The sequence below is a fragment of the Flavobacterium sp. OHVDL-2026-0007 genome (assembly GCF_059882335.1).
Genome location: NZ_CM187612.1, coordinates 2,506,739 through 2,521,370, shown reverse-complemented (window position 1 = coordinate 2,521,370; position 14,632 = coordinate 2,506,739). Strand labels below are relative to the sequence as shown.

15 protein-coding genes are annotated in these 14,632 nt (G+C 35.8%); 5 read left to right on the top strand and 10 right to left on the bottom strand.

Features of this window, described 5'->3' with window-relative positions; translation table 11 throughout:
* Nucleotides 1-2: 2 nt before the first annotated feature.
* Nucleotides 3-956: an HlyD family secretion protein gene (locus tag AC51AA_RS09975; protein WP_500701959.1), complete on the bottom strand. Its 954-nt coding sequence runs from the start codon at nucleotides 954-956 to the stop codon at nucleotides 3-5.
* A 12-nt stretch (nucleotides 957-968) separates the two neighbouring features.
* Nucleotides 969-2,351, bottom strand: coding sequence for a TolC family protein (locus AC51AA_RS09970; protein WP_500701958.1), 1,383 nt, complete (start codon nucleotides 2,349-2,351; stop codon nucleotides 969-971).
* 267 nt (nucleotides 2,352-2,618) lie between these two features.
* On the opposite strand from AC51AA_RS09970, the gene AC51AA_RS09965 reads away from it, so the two are divergent.
* Nucleotides 2,619-3,854 (top strand): hypothetical protein, encoded by a 1,236-nt coding sequence (locus tag AC51AA_RS09965; RefSeq protein WP_500701957.1) that lies wholly within the window; start codon nucleotides 2,619-2,621, stop codon nucleotides 3,852-3,854.
* Between the two features lie 56 nt (nucleotides 3,855-3,910).
* Nucleotides 3,911-5,071 carry a porin gene (locus tag AC51AA_RS09960; RefSeq protein WP_500701956.1) on the top strand — a complete coding sequence of 387 codons (1,161 nt, stop codon included), beginning with the start codon at nucleotides 3,911-3,913 and terminating at the stop codon, nucleotides 5,069-5,071.
* A gap of 70 nt (nucleotides 5,072-5,141) precedes the next feature.
* Here the strand turns inward: AC51AA_RS09960 and AC51AA_RS09955 are convergent, their stop codons facing one another.
* Nucleotides 5,142-5,444: a GNAT family N-acetyltransferase gene (locus tag AC51AA_RS09955; protein ID WP_500701955.1), complete on the bottom strand. Its 303-nt coding sequence runs from the start codon at nucleotides 5,442-5,444 to the stop codon at nucleotides 5,142-5,144.
* A 296-nt stretch (nucleotides 5,445-5,740) separates the two neighbouring features.
* On the opposite strand from AC51AA_RS09955, the gene AC51AA_RS09950 reads away from it, so the two are divergent.
* Nucleotides 5,741-6,400 carry an alpha/beta hydrolase family protein gene (locus AC51AA_RS09950; protein WP_500701954.1) on the top strand — a complete coding sequence of 220 codons (660 nt, stop codon included), beginning with the start codon at nucleotides 5,741-5,743 and terminating at the stop codon, nucleotides 6,398-6,400.
* A gap of 106 nt (nucleotides 6,401-6,506) precedes the next feature.
* Here AC51AA_RS09950 and AC51AA_RS09945 read toward each other — a convergent pair whose 3' ends face one another.
* On the bottom strand, nucleotides 6,507-7,022 hold the full coding sequence (locus AC51AA_RS09945; RefSeq protein ID WP_500701953.1) for a DUF2892 domain-containing protein: 516 nt from the start codon (nucleotides 7,020-7,022) through the stop codon (nucleotides 6,507-6,509).
* Between the two features lie 165 nt (nucleotides 7,023-7,187).
* Here AC51AA_RS09945 and rpmH point away from each other — a divergent pair, with 165 nt between their 5' ends.
* Together rpmH and carB are read left to right on the top strand one after the other, a co-directional pair.
* On the top strand, nucleotides 7,188-7,349 hold the full coding sequence (gene rpmH, locus AC51AA_RS09940) for a 50S ribosomal protein L34 (RefSeq protein WP_008464848.1): 162 nt from the start codon (nucleotides 7,188-7,190) through the stop codon (nucleotides 7,347-7,349).
* Between the two features lie 150 nt (nucleotides 7,350-7,499).
* Complete coding sequence (carB, locus tag AC51AA_RS09935) at nucleotides 7,500-10,355, top strand: carbamoyl-phosphate synthase large subunit (protein WP_500701952.1); 2,856 nt, start codon at nucleotides 7,500-7,502, stop codon at nucleotides 10,353-10,355.
* 125 nt (nucleotides 10,356-10,480) lie between these two features.
* Here the strand turns inward: carB and AC51AA_RS09930 are convergent, their stop codons facing one another.
* The 6 genes from AC51AA_RS09930 to AC51AA_RS09905 form a co-directional block, all read right to left on the bottom strand.
* Nucleotides 10,481-11,155 carry a TIGR02117 family protein gene (locus tag AC51AA_RS09930; RefSeq protein ID WP_500701951.1) on the bottom strand — a complete coding sequence of 225 codons (675 nt, stop codon included), beginning with the start codon at nucleotides 11,153-11,155 and terminating at the stop codon, nucleotides 10,481-10,483.
* Nucleotides 11,156-11,338: 183 nt separating this feature from the next.
* Nucleotides 11,339-12,421: a serine hydrolase domain-containing protein gene (locus AC51AA_RS09925; RefSeq protein ID WP_500701950.1), complete on the bottom strand. Its 1,083-nt coding sequence runs from the start codon at nucleotides 12,419-12,421 to the stop codon at nucleotides 11,339-11,341.
* A gap of 126 nt (nucleotides 12,422-12,547) precedes the next feature.
* Entirely contained in the window at nucleotides 12,548-13,087 is a 540-nt protein-coding gene (locus AC51AA_RS09920; protein ID WP_500701949.1) for a GFO_1091 family lipoprotein, read from the bottom strand.
* Nucleotides 13,088-13,097: 10 nt separating this feature from the next.
* On the bottom strand, nucleotides 13,098-13,625 hold the full coding sequence (locus tag AC51AA_RS09915) for a GFO_1090 family protein (protein WP_500701948.1): 528 nt from the start codon (nucleotides 13,623-13,625) through the stop codon (nucleotides 13,098-13,100).
* A 15-nt stretch (nucleotides 13,626-13,640) separates the two neighbouring features.
* The gene (locus tag AC51AA_RS09910) at nucleotides 13,641-14,099 is read right to left on the bottom strand and encodes a PG0215 family putative anti-sigma factor (RefSeq protein ID WP_500701947.1); all 459 of its coding nucleotides are present in this window, start codon (nucleotides 14,097-14,099) and stop codon (nucleotides 13,641-13,643) included.
* The gene (locus tag AC51AA_RS09905) at nucleotides 14,086-14,595 is read right to left on the bottom strand and encodes a GFO_1088 family ECF-type sigma factor (RefSeq protein WP_500701946.1); all 510 of its coding nucleotides are present in this window, start codon (nucleotides 14,593-14,595) and stop codon (nucleotides 14,086-14,088) included. The genes AC51AA_RS09910 and AC51AA_RS09905 overlap by 14 nt, the downstream gene beginning before the upstream one ends.
* Nucleotides 14,596-14,632: the final 37 nt, after the last annotated feature.

Here is a 14,632-nt window from a genome sequence, read left to right as displayed (position 1 = left end):
AGTTAAAGCGATAAGGTGACAGTGGTTTTGGTAATTAGATCTTTGGTTTGCTCGGGATTAGTAGGTGTTATTTTGATTTCGAATAAACTTTCCTGCATTTCATAATCGGGGTAAGCAGTGGCGATATTGCCATAGGCACCTAGATTTTTGATCGTCGAGATGGTTCCTTTAATAGTTTCTTTTTTGTAGGGAATAGAAACGGTTACTTCCTGTCCTGTTTTAAATTTGGCTAATTGGCTTTCCGCTATTGTGAAACGAAAGTATGTACTGTTAGTGAGGTAGCCATTAAACAAAGTATAACCCGGTAAGGCGAGTTCGCCAACAGCTAAAGTGATGGTTTCAATACTCATGTTTTGAGGTGCTACAATATAGCGTTCTTGGTCTGCGGTTTCTACTTCTTGTAAGGCGCCCAATGCTCGATCTTGTTGTCCTAAAGCCATGGTTTGTTGTTCGATTCGTGCGCCTTTTTTTGCATCGTCCAGTTCGGCAATAACCGCATTGTATTGGGCTTGTGCACCTTGGTATTTGGCAAAAGTTTCATCGTAGGTTTGTTGTGAGATTAAGGAATCTTTTAGCATATTGCTTAGTCGCTTGATGGATTTTTGTGCAAACTCGTATTGTTCCTTTATTCCCATTTTTTTGGCCTCCAATTGTTTGATTTGGTTTTCAGTGGCTCCTTTTACGGCCATTTTATATTGGGCTTTTGCAGATAGGAGGGCGCCTTGGGCTTGACTTTTTTTAGCCTCAACTTCGGGGATGTCTAATAGGGCAAGTGTGTCTCCTTTTTGAACCATATCCCCTTCTTTGACAAAGATTTTTAAGATCTTGCCAGGGATTTTACTGACCACTGCAATTTGTTCTTTTTCTACTTTTCCCTGAATTGCTTTTTCTTTTTTTTCTTTTTGACAGCTAGTGAAAATGAAAATGATCTGAAGTATGATAAGTGCTTTTTTCATAAAATAGAACTTTTATTTAGAGAGTTTTTTTGATAAATCCCCAGTTGCCATTAGGGTTTCAATAGCGGATAATCGTTGTTCGATTAAAGTGGTGGTTTTGCTTACGGCTGCTTTATAAGAATCATTTTCGGCTTCAAGACGTTCTGATATGTTGATCAGTCCCTCCTTGTATTGTTTTATGGCGAGATTTAAATTGTTAGTGGCTACTTTTTCTTGTTGTTGGGTAATGTCTATCTTTTGAGTGAGTACACTATAGTCAACTAGGTTCTTTTCCAATAGTAAGCTAAGTTTTTCTTTGGCATCATCAATTTGATTTTGCAGCTGTTCAATATTGATTTTGGCCTCATGCACTTTGTGGATTCTTTCGAAACCGGAGAATACTTCCCACTTCATGGCAGCGCCCACTACCCAATTATTGCTTATGGTAGCCTCATTTAATCCTAAATATAGAGCTTGGTTGAAGCCGGTCACAATTGGTGTGGTGGCATTGGCGTTGAATAAACTGGAATAGGAGACCCCTCCAAAGGCTCCTAAGGTGGGTAAATAAGTACCTTTCTCTTTCTTTAATAGGTATTCATAAGCGGTTTTAAAGGACTCCAAGGCTTTTATTTCTTGTTTGTTTTGAGTGTTTAATTTTTCATCGGTCAGTAAGTAGGGAATCAGGTCATACTCTACTTGGTTTATTTCTTCAAGGCTATATCCCGTTAGGTACTGAATTTTTTTATACACTAATTTTCGTTTTCCTTCTAGTTCAATCTTTTTAGAGGTTAATTCAAGGGAAGCTAGTTTAATTTTATCACGGTCGTAAGGAATGGCAAGTCCTTGTTCTATGGCTTTTGTAACGCGCTTGGTTTCGGTATCTAGACGTTTCTCGCTTTCTTTGATGAGACGATCTATTTCATTTAATAGGGCTAATTGATCAAAGGTGTTGATGACTTCTTTGGTAATTTGATCTTTCTCGGGCTGTTTTAAAAAGGTCGTTCCTTTTGTTTTTTCCTGTATGGCTTTGGCTCCGTTGGGGATTTGCATGCCGCTAAATAAGACGGTTTTGGCCATTAGACCTGCGTTAAAAATATTGCCGTAATTTTTGAAGGTCGTTTTTCCATCAAATAGTGGGTAATTCACAATCGGTATAGTGGCTGTAGGAAGATCTACGGTGAGTTTATTGTCAAAGTACGAGTAGAGGGCAGTGGCTTCCACGGTAGGGATGTATTTGTTCCAAACCCCTTTTTCTTGAAGATTCAATTTCTCGATATCCAGCTCCTTGTTTTTTAGTGAGCTGCTTTTTTCTATAGCTTTACCAATGGCAGCTTCAAGGGTGGAGGATACGGTTATCTGAGAATATCCGCTGGTGAACCATAAGAGGAAAAAGAAAAGGTGTAAATGTTTTCTCATTGCAGTTTTGTTGTTTCTATTAAGGGATACATCACAAATAAACTTTGTAGGACATTACATCTTAAGCGGGCTACGTAATAATGAGGTTGTTGGTAAAGTTAGTGTATTAGTCTTACAGTATTTGTTTTGTGATAACGTAAATATAGGGAATAAATAAAAGACTGTTGCTTGTTTTTCGTTGAAATACAGAAAGTTAGGTACTGCCGTTAAACTTTATTTGTTTTTTTATATCTTAGTATCATGTTTATGAATAAACGATGTGTTATTATGAAAAAAAGAATCTTGTTTTTAGCTATAGTGATGACCACTTTGTACGGTTTTCCTGTGTTTTCTCAAACGGATAATGAACCTGTAGCCTTAGGCTTGCCAGGAGATAATCTTAATTTATATGCCGTATTGGATATTTTTCAAAAATCTAAAACTTTGGAAGATTTTGAAAAAGTATTAAATGATGCCGATAGTAAGATTAATAATTTGGATTTAAATAATGATGGAGAAATAGATTATATAGATATAGATAGTCAAAAAGATGGTAATACTCATTTTATTGTGCTTCAAGTTGATGTGAGTAGTACAGAGACGCAGGATGTAGCAGTTATTGAGGTAGGTAAAGACAAAAAAAATAATGTACATGTTCAGATTATTGGGGATGAAGATTTATACGGTAAAAATTATATTGTAGAGCCTTCTGATTCGGTTTCGGGAACACCTAATCCGGGTTATACTGGAGGGGGTACCGTAATTGTCAATAATAATACAACCAATAACTATAATACGGGTTATGATCAAAATTATGTAAGTGCAAGTGTAAGTGTTTGGCCAGTAGTGCTGTATTTATTTTCGCCTGTTTATGTCGTATATCGCTCTCCTTGGCATTGGGGCTATTACCCTCCTTACTGGAGACCTTGGCGTCCTGTTTACTACCATGATTATTGGGGTTATCACGGGCATTATTATAATAATAGATATTATAGAAGATCTTCTTCTATACGTTATCCTAGGTATTATAATACATATTCTACTAGAAGAAATAGCTCTGCTACGGTTAGGGTTAATCGCGATAACGGACGCTATAACAAGGTATACAACGGTAGGGATTATAAAAGACCAGCACCGGTAACAGCAACAAGACCAACTAGGCCGTCTACCACAAGACCAGGAACCCGTCCAACAAGTCCGTCAACTCGACCAGGAACAACAAGACCTGGAGGAACTACACGTCCTGTAACGCGTCCCACAGATCCGACCACCAGACCGGGAGGAACTACACGTCCAGTAACACGTCCTACAGATCCAACTACTAGACCTGGAGGGACTACGCGTCCAACCACTCCAGCTACCCGCCCTGCTGTAACGCGTCCAACCACTCCGGCTACCCGCCCTGCTGTAACTCGTCCAACTACTCCAGCTACCCGTCCCGCTGCTCCCGTTACAAGACCGGCTACAACTCGTCCAGCAGCAAGACCAGCTACCCCAAGACCAGAAGCAAGAGGTAGAGGTTAAGTATGGGTTTTTGAACGCGGCCTTATACAGGCTTAATTTTTTTATTTTAGAAGTTTATGAGGAAATTAAGTCTTAATGCAATGGCGTTTTTGTTTTTATGGGTACCTTTTTTTTTAAAGGCCCAAACAACAGTTGATACCATTAATGCGGTAGCGAAACAAAAGGAAACGGAAGTTGCATATCCAAATTTTCAATTTAAAGGACTTTTTCAGGCACGGTTTTTAGGAAGCTTTGCGGATCAAGTTGATGTATTAGGCGTGCATCATTCCTCGGGTGAAGTGACTCAGACTTCTTTTGATGTGAGAAGGATGCGCGTTGGACTTAATACGAAACTAAGTAAAGAGACTGAAGTGGTTATTTTGGTTAACCTGGCGGATTTTAAATCAGACCCTAAGAATAAAGTCCTTGAAAACGCCTATGCGAAATATACCTTTAATAAATATCTAGCGGTTACCGGTGGACAATTTCGTCCTGCTTTTGGTATTGAAGAATTGATTCCTGCTGATGTTATTAAGTCATTTGATTTCTCTAATCAATATTATGAATTTGGAAAAAATGGTTGGACCAGTTTTCAAATTGGTGCTTCTGTGACTGGATCCGTTGATATTGGAAGATTGCCTTTAGGTTATGCTTTCTCTGTTTTAAATGGTAATGGGAGAAATATAGATAAGGATAAAGACAATGGGAAGTTATATGCTACTAGATGGGTTTTAGGATTGTCAAAAGAGCATAAAATCAATTTAGGGCTCAATGGAGGGCTGGGCAAAGTTTTTAATCAAGATGTTTTTGCTTTAGGTATTGATGTTACAGGGGATTTTAAAGTATCCGAGCAGCTTAGTTTTGATCTTCAAGTGGAATACAAGCAAGGGACCAATCATAATTTGTATTTTTCTTTGCCTGTGGAAGCAAGAACCCCAAATGTTGTTGATTATCAAATGAGGGGTTATTACATTATGCCTAATTTAAGGTATATGGTCAATTATAAAAAATTAACTTCTTTTGAATTATCCTGCCGTTATGAATCTTTTGATCATAGTTATAAGGTGGACTCCAATGTGAGGCAAACCTATACACCAATGGCCAGTTTTGAATTTGGAAAAGCCTATACAGGTCGTATCTCATTAGGATTTGAGATTGATCGCTACGATAGGAGTATTCCCGATTCATCAAATTATGATGATAATTTATTCCTTATTCAGTTTCAGTGTAGGCTGTAGTTTCTTTTTTTGTTTTATGTAAGAAGAGAATAATCGATCGCTTTGATGGATTTCAGTGCTGTAAAAGGATTTAAATTCTAATTCCAGGAGGAAGTAGTTCCTTGTATTCTGGATTCTTTTTGATAAATAAAGCAATTCTCGGGGAGATGGGCATTAATTTGAATTTTCTTTCCAGAATGATTTCCATGATATTTTTAAGTAATACATCAATTAAAGCGTCGTTTTGAAAAGCATCTGGCGTGTTGATTTTGGTTAGAAAAATTTTCTTTTCTTGAAAGGAGTATTCAATAGAAAGTAGTCCTTCAGGGGCCATGGTTTCAAATTGTCTTGCAAAAGTATTGTCTTTGATTTCCATAGTTGCGATAGGTTCCATAAGTAAGCGTGTTTTGGGTTTGATTTAATGTAATAGAAAAGGATAGCAAAAGGGTTTGCTCTATATGAAATGTCATAACAGATTACGAAATGTCTATCGCTTCACTACAAAGGTAATCATTTGATTTTCAATAATAAGTTAATTTTTCAAGAGGGAATTAGAATAAGCGAATAGCTTGTTTTGTGTGTTTTTGATATTTGTTTAAGATAAGGTATGAGATTTGCTGTAGATATTAGTAAAAAAAGTAAATTTAGACTTGAAATTAGAAGTTGTAATTCATAATCCCTTTTCAAAGAATGACGAGAATTCCTGTTTATTTTATGCCTGGTTTGGCCGCGAGTTCAACCATTTTCGAGAGAATCAAATTAGATGAGTCTATTTTTGAAGTGGTTTTGTTGGAATGGGAAATTCCATTAGCCAAGGAGTTGTTGTCTGATTATGCCCTTCGAATGACCCAAAAGATTAAACATCAGAATCCGATTTTGATTGGTGTTTCTTTTGGTGGAATTTTGGTTCAGGAAATGGCAAGACATATCCAAGCCCGAAAAGTGGTTATTATTTCGAGTGTTAGAAGTAATGTTGAATTCCCTAGAAGAATGAAGATTGGTAAGACAACAAAGGCTTACAAGCTCATTCCGATGAAGCTTATTTTGAGTGTGGAGAATCTGGCGAAGTTTTCATTTGGAGAAAAAATAAACAAACGTATTCGCTTGTATGAGAAATACCTGGCCATGCGTGACATTCGCTATCTGCAATGGGCTGTTGAAGCAGTGATTTTGTGGGATAGGGTAGAGGTCGATGAAAAGGTGATTCATGTTCATGGAGATCAGGATGAGGTTTTTCCTATAAAGTATATCAAGAACTGTATTGTAGTAAAAGGAGGGACTCATATTATGATTCTCAATAAATACAAATGGCTCAATGAGAATTTGCCTTCAATACTATTAGAAGACTAGGATGGGCAGAAAGCTTAGTTGGAAAAGCAAACGAGTGGACAATGGCAAAAAAAAATCCCAAACTCATTTGAATTTGGGATTTTAAATATTGAATGTAAGAAAAAATTTAGATTTTCTTCATTTGCTCTTTCATCATGCTGATTTGATCTTTTAGCATACCTTGTTTGTCTAATTTCTTAGCTTCGCTCAATAAATTGGTCGCTTCAAGTTTTCTTCTGCGTGACATTGCCACTCCAGCAAGGTTTAATTTAGCTACTGCTAAGTCCATATCCATAGACAGACCTAATTCAATCGCTTTTTTGAAATGTTTCTCTGCTTGATTGATATTTGTTTGTGATAACATGATACCGTGTAAATAATTGAAGTATCCTTGTTGTTTCTTTACTAGAGCCGTTTCGGGATTTTTGATGTATGCTAGCCATTTTTTAGCGCCTTCGAAGTCTTGTTTTCTTAATTTTAAGAACGCTAACAGGATAAATTCATTTTTAAAGTAAAGAAAAATAGGAATTGCAGTTAATAAGATAAGAAAAATACCATTCCCAATATTACTCTCTGTAAATTGCCAAACGCCTGCGACTACGAGAAGTCCGGCTAAAATAAGTTTAATATTTTTGTGAAACATAATAGGTTTAAATTTGTAAATGCAAAGATAGTAAAAGGAATTAAAAATATTTTTATAAAACTGCTTGCGAGAAAAAAAAGTCTTTGTATATTTGCACTCGGTTTGAGAATAACGTTATTCCAAAACAAAAACAGATATTAGATACCATTTTAAAGATACAAAGCAATGAGCAAAAGAACATTTCAACCATCGAAAAGAAAAAGAAGAAATAAGCACGGATTTATGGACAGAATGGCTTCTGCGAATGGAAGAAAAGTTCTAGCGCGTAGAAGAGCTAAAGGAAGACATAAATTAACTGTTTCTAGCGAACCTAGACACAAAAAATAATGTTTGTATAAACATAAATAAGGCGTTACTTTTTTTAGTATCGCCTTTTTTTATACCTTGTCATTAAAATCTTGCCAACATTCTAGTTTAGAATCAACTACGGATGTTTTTTTTACGAATACCATATAATAACTACACAATACAAATAAAATGCCAAAAGACACATCAATAAAATCCGTTTTAATAATAGGTTCAGGACCTATTGTTATTGGTCAAGCTTGCGAATTTGATTATGCAGGTTCTCAATCTGCACGTTCTATCCGTGAAGAAGGAATTGAAGTTATCTTGATAAACTCCAATCCAGCGACTATTATGACCGACCCAACTATGGCCGATCATGTATATTTGAAACCTTTAACTACAAAATCGATTATTGAAATTCTGAAAGAACATCCACAAATCGACGCTGTTTTACCTACAATGGGTGGACAAACGGCTTTGAATTTATGTTTGGAAGCGGATGAAAAAGGAATTTGGCAGGATTTTGGAGTAAAATTAATTGGTGTTGATGTAAATGCTATTAATATTACCGAAGATAGAGAGCAGTTTAAACAGCTTTTAGAAAAAATTAATGTACCAACTGCACCTGCTAAAACAGCTACTTCCTATTTAGAAGGAAAAGAGATTGCACAGGAGTTTGGTTTTCCACTTGTAATTCGTCCTTCGTTTACCCTTGGAGGAACTGGAGCGGCAATTGTGTACAAAAAAGAAGATTTTGATGAACTGTTAACGCGCGGTCTTGAAGCTTCTCCAATACATGAAGTTTTAATTGATAAAGCTTTGATGGGTTGGAAAGAATACGAATTGGAGCTTTTGAGAGATAAAAATGATAACGTTGTTATTATTTGTTCGATCGAAAACATGGATCCAATGGGAATTCATACAGGAGATTCGATTACGGTTGCACCAGCGATGACCTTATCAGATACTACTTTCCAAAAATTACGTGATTACGCGATCTTGATGATGCGTAGTATCGGAAATTTTGCTGGAGGTTGTAACGTTCAATTTGCGGTTTCTCCAGATGAAAAAGAAGATATCGTAGCCATTGAGATTAACCCTCGTGTTTCTCGTTCATCGGCTTTAGCTTCAAAAGCAACGGGTTACCCAATTGCTAAAATTGCTTCTAAATTAGCTTTAGGATACAATTTAGATGAATTGCAAAATCAAATTACAAAATCAACTTCGGCTCTTTTTGAACCAACTTTGGATTATGTAATTGTAAAAATACCACGTTGGAACTTTGATAAGTTCGAAGGTGCTGATAGAACTTTAGGTTTACAAATGAAGTCTGTAGGTGAGGTAATGGGAATTGGACGTTCGTTCCAAGAAGCTTTACACAAAGCGACTCAGTCTTTAGAGATTAAACGTAACGGTTTAGGTGCTGACGGAAAAGGATATAAAAACTACGAGCAAATTATCGAGAAGCTAACTTTTGCAAGTTGGGATCGTGTTTTTGTTATTTATGATGCGATTGCGATGGGAATTCCATTAAGCCGTATTCATGAAATCACAAAAATTGATATGTGGTTCTTGAAACAATACGAAGAACTGTATACATTAGAGAAAGAAATTTCTAACTATAAAATTACAGACCTTCCAAAGGAGTTGTTGCTTGAAGCCAAACAAAAAGGTTTTGCCGACAGACAGATCGCTCATATGCTGAATTGTTTAGAGAGTGAAGTGCATGCTTTGCGTATGGATAAGAATATTAACCGTGTGTTTAAATTGGTTGATACTTGTGCGGCGGAATTTAAAGCAAAAACACCTTACTACTACTCTACTTTCGAAGCGGAAATTGAAAAAGCAAATGGCGAGCGTTATGTTGATAACGAAAGCATTGTTACCGACAAAAAGAAAGTGATTGTTTTAGGTTCTGGACCAAACAGAATTGGACAAGGAATCGAGTTTGATTATTCTTGTGTGCATGGAGTTTTAGCGGCAAAAGAGTGTGGATACGAAACGATCATGATTAACTGTAATCCTGAAACGGTTTCAACTGACTTTGATACAGCAGATAAATTATACTTTGAGCCAGTTTTCTGGGAGCATATTTACGATATCATTCAGCATGAAAAACCAGAAGGTGTTATCGTTCAGTTAGGTGGACAAACAGCTTTGAAGTTAGCGGAAAAACTGTCTAAATACGGAGTGAAAATCATTGGAACTAGTTTTGATGCACTTGATTTAGCAGAAGACAGAGGAAGATTCTCTGATTTATTGACAGAATTGAATATTCCTTTCCCACAATTCGGAATTGCTGAAACAGCAGATGAAGCTTCTGCACTTGCAGATACTTTGGATTTTCCTTTATTGATTCGTCCTTCTTATGTATTAGGAGGTCAAGGAATGAAAATTGTAATCAATAAAAAAGAATTGGAAGAGCACGTAATCAATTTATTGAAAACGATTCCAGGTAATAAATTGCTTTTAGATCATTATTTAGCTGGAGCAATAGAAGCGGAAGCGGATGCTATTTGTGATGCTGATGGTAATGTTTACATCATCGGAATTATGGAGCATATCGAACCTTGTGGAGTACACTCTGGAGATAGTAATGCTACTTTGCCTCCTTTTAACTTAGGAGAATTTGTAATGCAACAGATCAAAGATCACACGGTAAAAATTGCTAAAGCTTTAAAAACGGTTGGTTTGATCAACATTCAGTTTGCCATAAAAGACGATACAGTTTATATTATCGAGGCTAATCCTAGAGCATCTAGAACAGTACCGTTTATTGCAAAAGCATACGGAGAACCTTATGTGAACTACGCTACTAAAGTAATGTTAGGACATAGTAAAGTAACTGATTTTGATTTTAATCCTCAATTAAAAGGATTTGCCATCAAACAACCCGTTTTCTCTTTCAGTAAGTTCCACAATGTCAATAAAGCATTAGGACCAGAAATGAAATCTACAGGAGAAAGTATCTTGTTCATTGATGACTTAAAAGACGATCAATTCTATGAATTGTACTCTAGAAGAAAAATGTATTTGAGTAAATAAAACTCAGATTCGATTATAGTAAAAACTCCAAAAGAAATTTTCTTTTGGAGTTTTTTTTTGCGTTTAGTTTAATTTTAGATCGGAGGTATTGTTTTGAAATGAACCGATTGTATTTGGTTTTTGATTTAGAGGTACTTCGAAAAAATACCGGAATCTAAAGCAGTCCAATAACAACATTTTTGACCACTGGCTTTTAAAGCGCTATTGGCCCAAGTGTTGCAAGTACGAAACACACTGTAACTTCCGTTGGCCTCATAAAAAGCGTCTGTCTTGCCGTAATTTTCATTGGTTATGATGTTTATGAAGTTCCCTTGGGTGTCTTTTTGAAAGCTTTCGCTAATGAATTTTATTAAACGAGCATATTGCGCTCTACTAATCATTATTTTTTTGCAATCCTTACCTTCTCTTAGGTTTTTGTAATAGGTGGTGTGAATAGCTGTAGTGCTTAAACCAGTTACAGCTCTTAGGGCCACTGATGCTTTTATATCAGACCACTGTGGAGTTTCTAAATAAAAACCTTTGTCGCCCCAGCCCATCGCTACATAGCGGTAGGTAGAATCAGCTGCTTTAGTATCTTTGAATGGGACCTGTTTGCTCCAATCTATTTGATCGTTTTTTGTGGGCATAACAATGTCGGTGTGCACACCATTGGTCAAAATATAAATTCCGACTTCGGGTTTTGTATGGGCTTCTTGTTCTATGGTTATCTTAGAGAGTGAAAAAGCAACTATGGCATAAAGAAATATAGAACCAAAAAGGACTAGGAATATTTTAAGGGTGAGTTTTAATGCTTTTTTCAATGCGTATTGTTTTTGGATTGTTGTGATTTGTTAAGTAGTATGTTTTGAATTTGCAGCAGTTGTTTTTATTGGCTGTAAATATAATTAAATTCAATTCTTATCAATGTTGATGTGAGTGAATATTAGGGTAGTCTAATCTTTGGCTATTTGGAGGTTAAAGAGGAGGGATTAATGTGGTGTGTATTAGTATTTAGTTCTCATGATCTCCATGAAATCGTAAAGGCCTTTTTGTGCAGCCTCTGTGGCGCAATTCATTAAAATGATGTAGGCAGTTTTTTTGTTTTTATCAATTAACGTATAACTGAAAAAGGTACCATCGGATCCAGTATGTTCAGATGTTTGTACTTTGTCAGAGTTTGTATTTGCCCACCCTATTGCATATTCGGGTTTTCCATAGTGTAGAAAGCGATATGTTTCGGGTGTAAGATAATGATCAATTCTTAACAAACCATTTAAGTTCATCTGAACAAATTTTGCATAGTCCGCTATCGGCATACTAATGTCTCCTGCTGGCTCAGCTAGAAATAGATGGTAAGGGTTTGTTGGAGGCACCGCTACTAAATTTTTATTTTCAATCCAATGTCCCCACGGCTGATTTAACTCGTATCGATTCGGCCAACTCAATTTGTATTTTAGTTTTAATTTTTTTGATAAAAGTTCATCTACTAATAGTTCCCAAGTTTTTCCGGTTGCTTTTTCTAACATTAGAGCCGCAATGCTGTAACCTGCATTAGAGTAATGGTAAGCTTCGGTGTTATTTATGGATTCGTTTTTTAAAACATATTCGCAAAATTGCCTTCTTTTTTCAGGTGCTGATCCTTTGAAGTTGGGTAGTTTTTGATATTTCTCGCCACTAGTATATGCTGGAATATGGGCTCTGTGTGATAATAAATCTTCCAAAGTAATATTGATAAAATCTTTATTGGCGGTTTTTTTCCATTTGGGAAATAAATTGAAAAATGAAGTATTCCAGTTTAGCTTTTTTTGTTCTACAAGAGTAGCAGCTATAAAGCCAGTAATTGCTTTTGTGTTTGATCCTAAATGAAAGTAATCTGTATTTTGTGCTTTATCAATCTTTTTTTTAGAATTGATTTTATGGAATCCTAAAACCTGCGATTCAAGAATGATGTCTTTCGATACAATAGCGTATGCTATTTCAGGAATACTATGTTTAATCCTGATGCTATCGGCTATTTTTATTAAGTTTTGAGATTTCGAAATGAGGGAGAAAAATAAAAAAGTAAATATGAAAAATTTTTGAGACATCGGTTTTTTGTTTCTCAAATATAGCGAAATATCTTATTTTTTCTTTTTTGTAGATTAAAAAGGTTGGGCATAAAAAAAAGCTCTAATTAAAGAGCTTCTTTCGTTGTAAAGTAAGTAAGATGTTTGTTATTGTTTCATCAATTGTTGCAAAGGTTTCAATTGTTCCATGTCTATTTTTGATTCTTTTAAAATAGACATAAGGGTCATGATGTTATTCGGATTCATGTTCTCTCCTAAAACACGAACAACGGCAAATCCATTTTCTTTTCGATTAGCAAAAATGATAAACTCTTTGATGTTGTCGTCAGATCCGACATAACTGATGGAAGCTCCTTCTTTACCTGAACCAAACTTCATTAATTGCTGGTATTTCGGATCTTTTAAAATCGCGGTAACTTTAGCTCTTTCCGTTTCAAATTGTGCTTTGTTTTGATTGTTTGCTTTAAAGGCAAGAATATTCATTTTGTCGAATGAGTGTAAAGCTTCGGTTTGTACTGCCGTCAATTTAGTCTTCTCTAAGTTTAAAATACTTGGAGAAAGATCCAGTGCAATGAAATCTTTATTCTCTGTGTTCTCTACAAAATATTTTTGCAAGGAAGGTTCCGAATTACAACTTGTAAAAGTAAGTAATAGGAAAAGGGCTGAGGTAAGAATGCTTGCTTTCATGTTTGTTGGGTTATTTTTTACCTTTAGATGCTTTTTTCAGATCAGCACCGCCAGGAAGTTGCATCTTGTCGGTAAGGATTGATATTTCGTTCAAATCAAAATTACCAGTTAGTGATAACAAAACCGATTCTTGGTTTTTAGCACCGTCAATAAACATCAGGAGTTCTCTTACTTGTGAGTCCGTAGCGCCTGATTTTACTAATATTTTTACATTTCTCCCACTGTCGCTTACACGCATTAGTTCTTCTAAACCGGCTGTTTTGATGTATTTGTCAGCAGACGCTTTCATATCGGCTTCGATTTTAGGGTTCTTAGTGGTAAACACTTTTAAATAGTCCAATTTTTTAATCAGATTGATGTATTGTTGGGTCTCCTTGTCAGTGGCGTCAACTTTTACTTTGCTCATTAAATCGAACATTTTTTTGTTTACAATTACAGAGGTTACATCGTCTTGACCATCAAATTTGTCAAAGGCGCCTTGTGCGTAAAAAGCATGAGTAACGAATGCGAAAACGAGTGTTATGATGAAGTTTTTCATTTTTGTTTTAATTTATTATTGTTTGAAAATTTTGTTTTTTGATTGTTCGTATGTTTTAATGTATTGGACACTTCCGATGCCTACATTAACATTGTTTGATAACAGTGCTAAGGCTTTTTGCGTTGCAGCAAGGGCTTCTTCGGGATTGTCATAGGTGCCTAATTCAGATTGCGTCGCCACCGCAGTAGTGTTTGGTTGGCTCACATAAAAATAGGTCCCAACTCCTAGTAAAACAACAAAAGAAGCGGCAATTGATAACCACGCTACATTACGTTTCTTAGTTTGTAGTGGAATTTCTTGCGTTGATTTTTGCTCTTTTACCTGTGAGAAATAGCCGAAAAGTGGCTGGTATTGCTCCAAATGCTGCGCAACATGTGGAGAAGAGAAGTAGTCTTTCAATTCCTTTTCTTCAGCAATAGTGGTTTCTCCCTCAAAGTATTTTTCTAGTATTTCTTCTATTCTATTTAATTCCATAACGGTGCGTATTAAGCATTGATTCTCGTATTTTTTTTCTTGCTCTCGAAAGCGCTACTCGAATAGCGGTTTCATTCATGTTGACAATTTTTGCAATTTCATCAAACTCATATTGTTCAACATCGCGTAATTGAATTAGTATTTGTAATTGCTCAGGCAACCCACGGATAATTTTTTCCACCCATTGTAAGCTATCGATATCTTCCAATTTTTTATCTAACTGCGGTTCACGATCTGTAAAATTATTATGTACAATTTTAAGATTTCCTGCTCTTTTCGATTTTAATTGATCCAGACAATAATTTTTGGTCATGGTCATCGCTAGTGCCTCTACACTACTATAGGCTTCCAAGTTTTCTTTTTTATTCCATAACTTGACCATTACTTCCTGAGTTGCATCTTCAGCCTCTTCAGTACTAGTGAGTAATCGTTTTGCCAGACGAAAAACTTTGTCCTTAAAAGGGTTTGTTAACTCTATAAACAGATTCTGATTCATAAAATCGGTTGGTTATTCGTTAGCTTATATAGTCTAG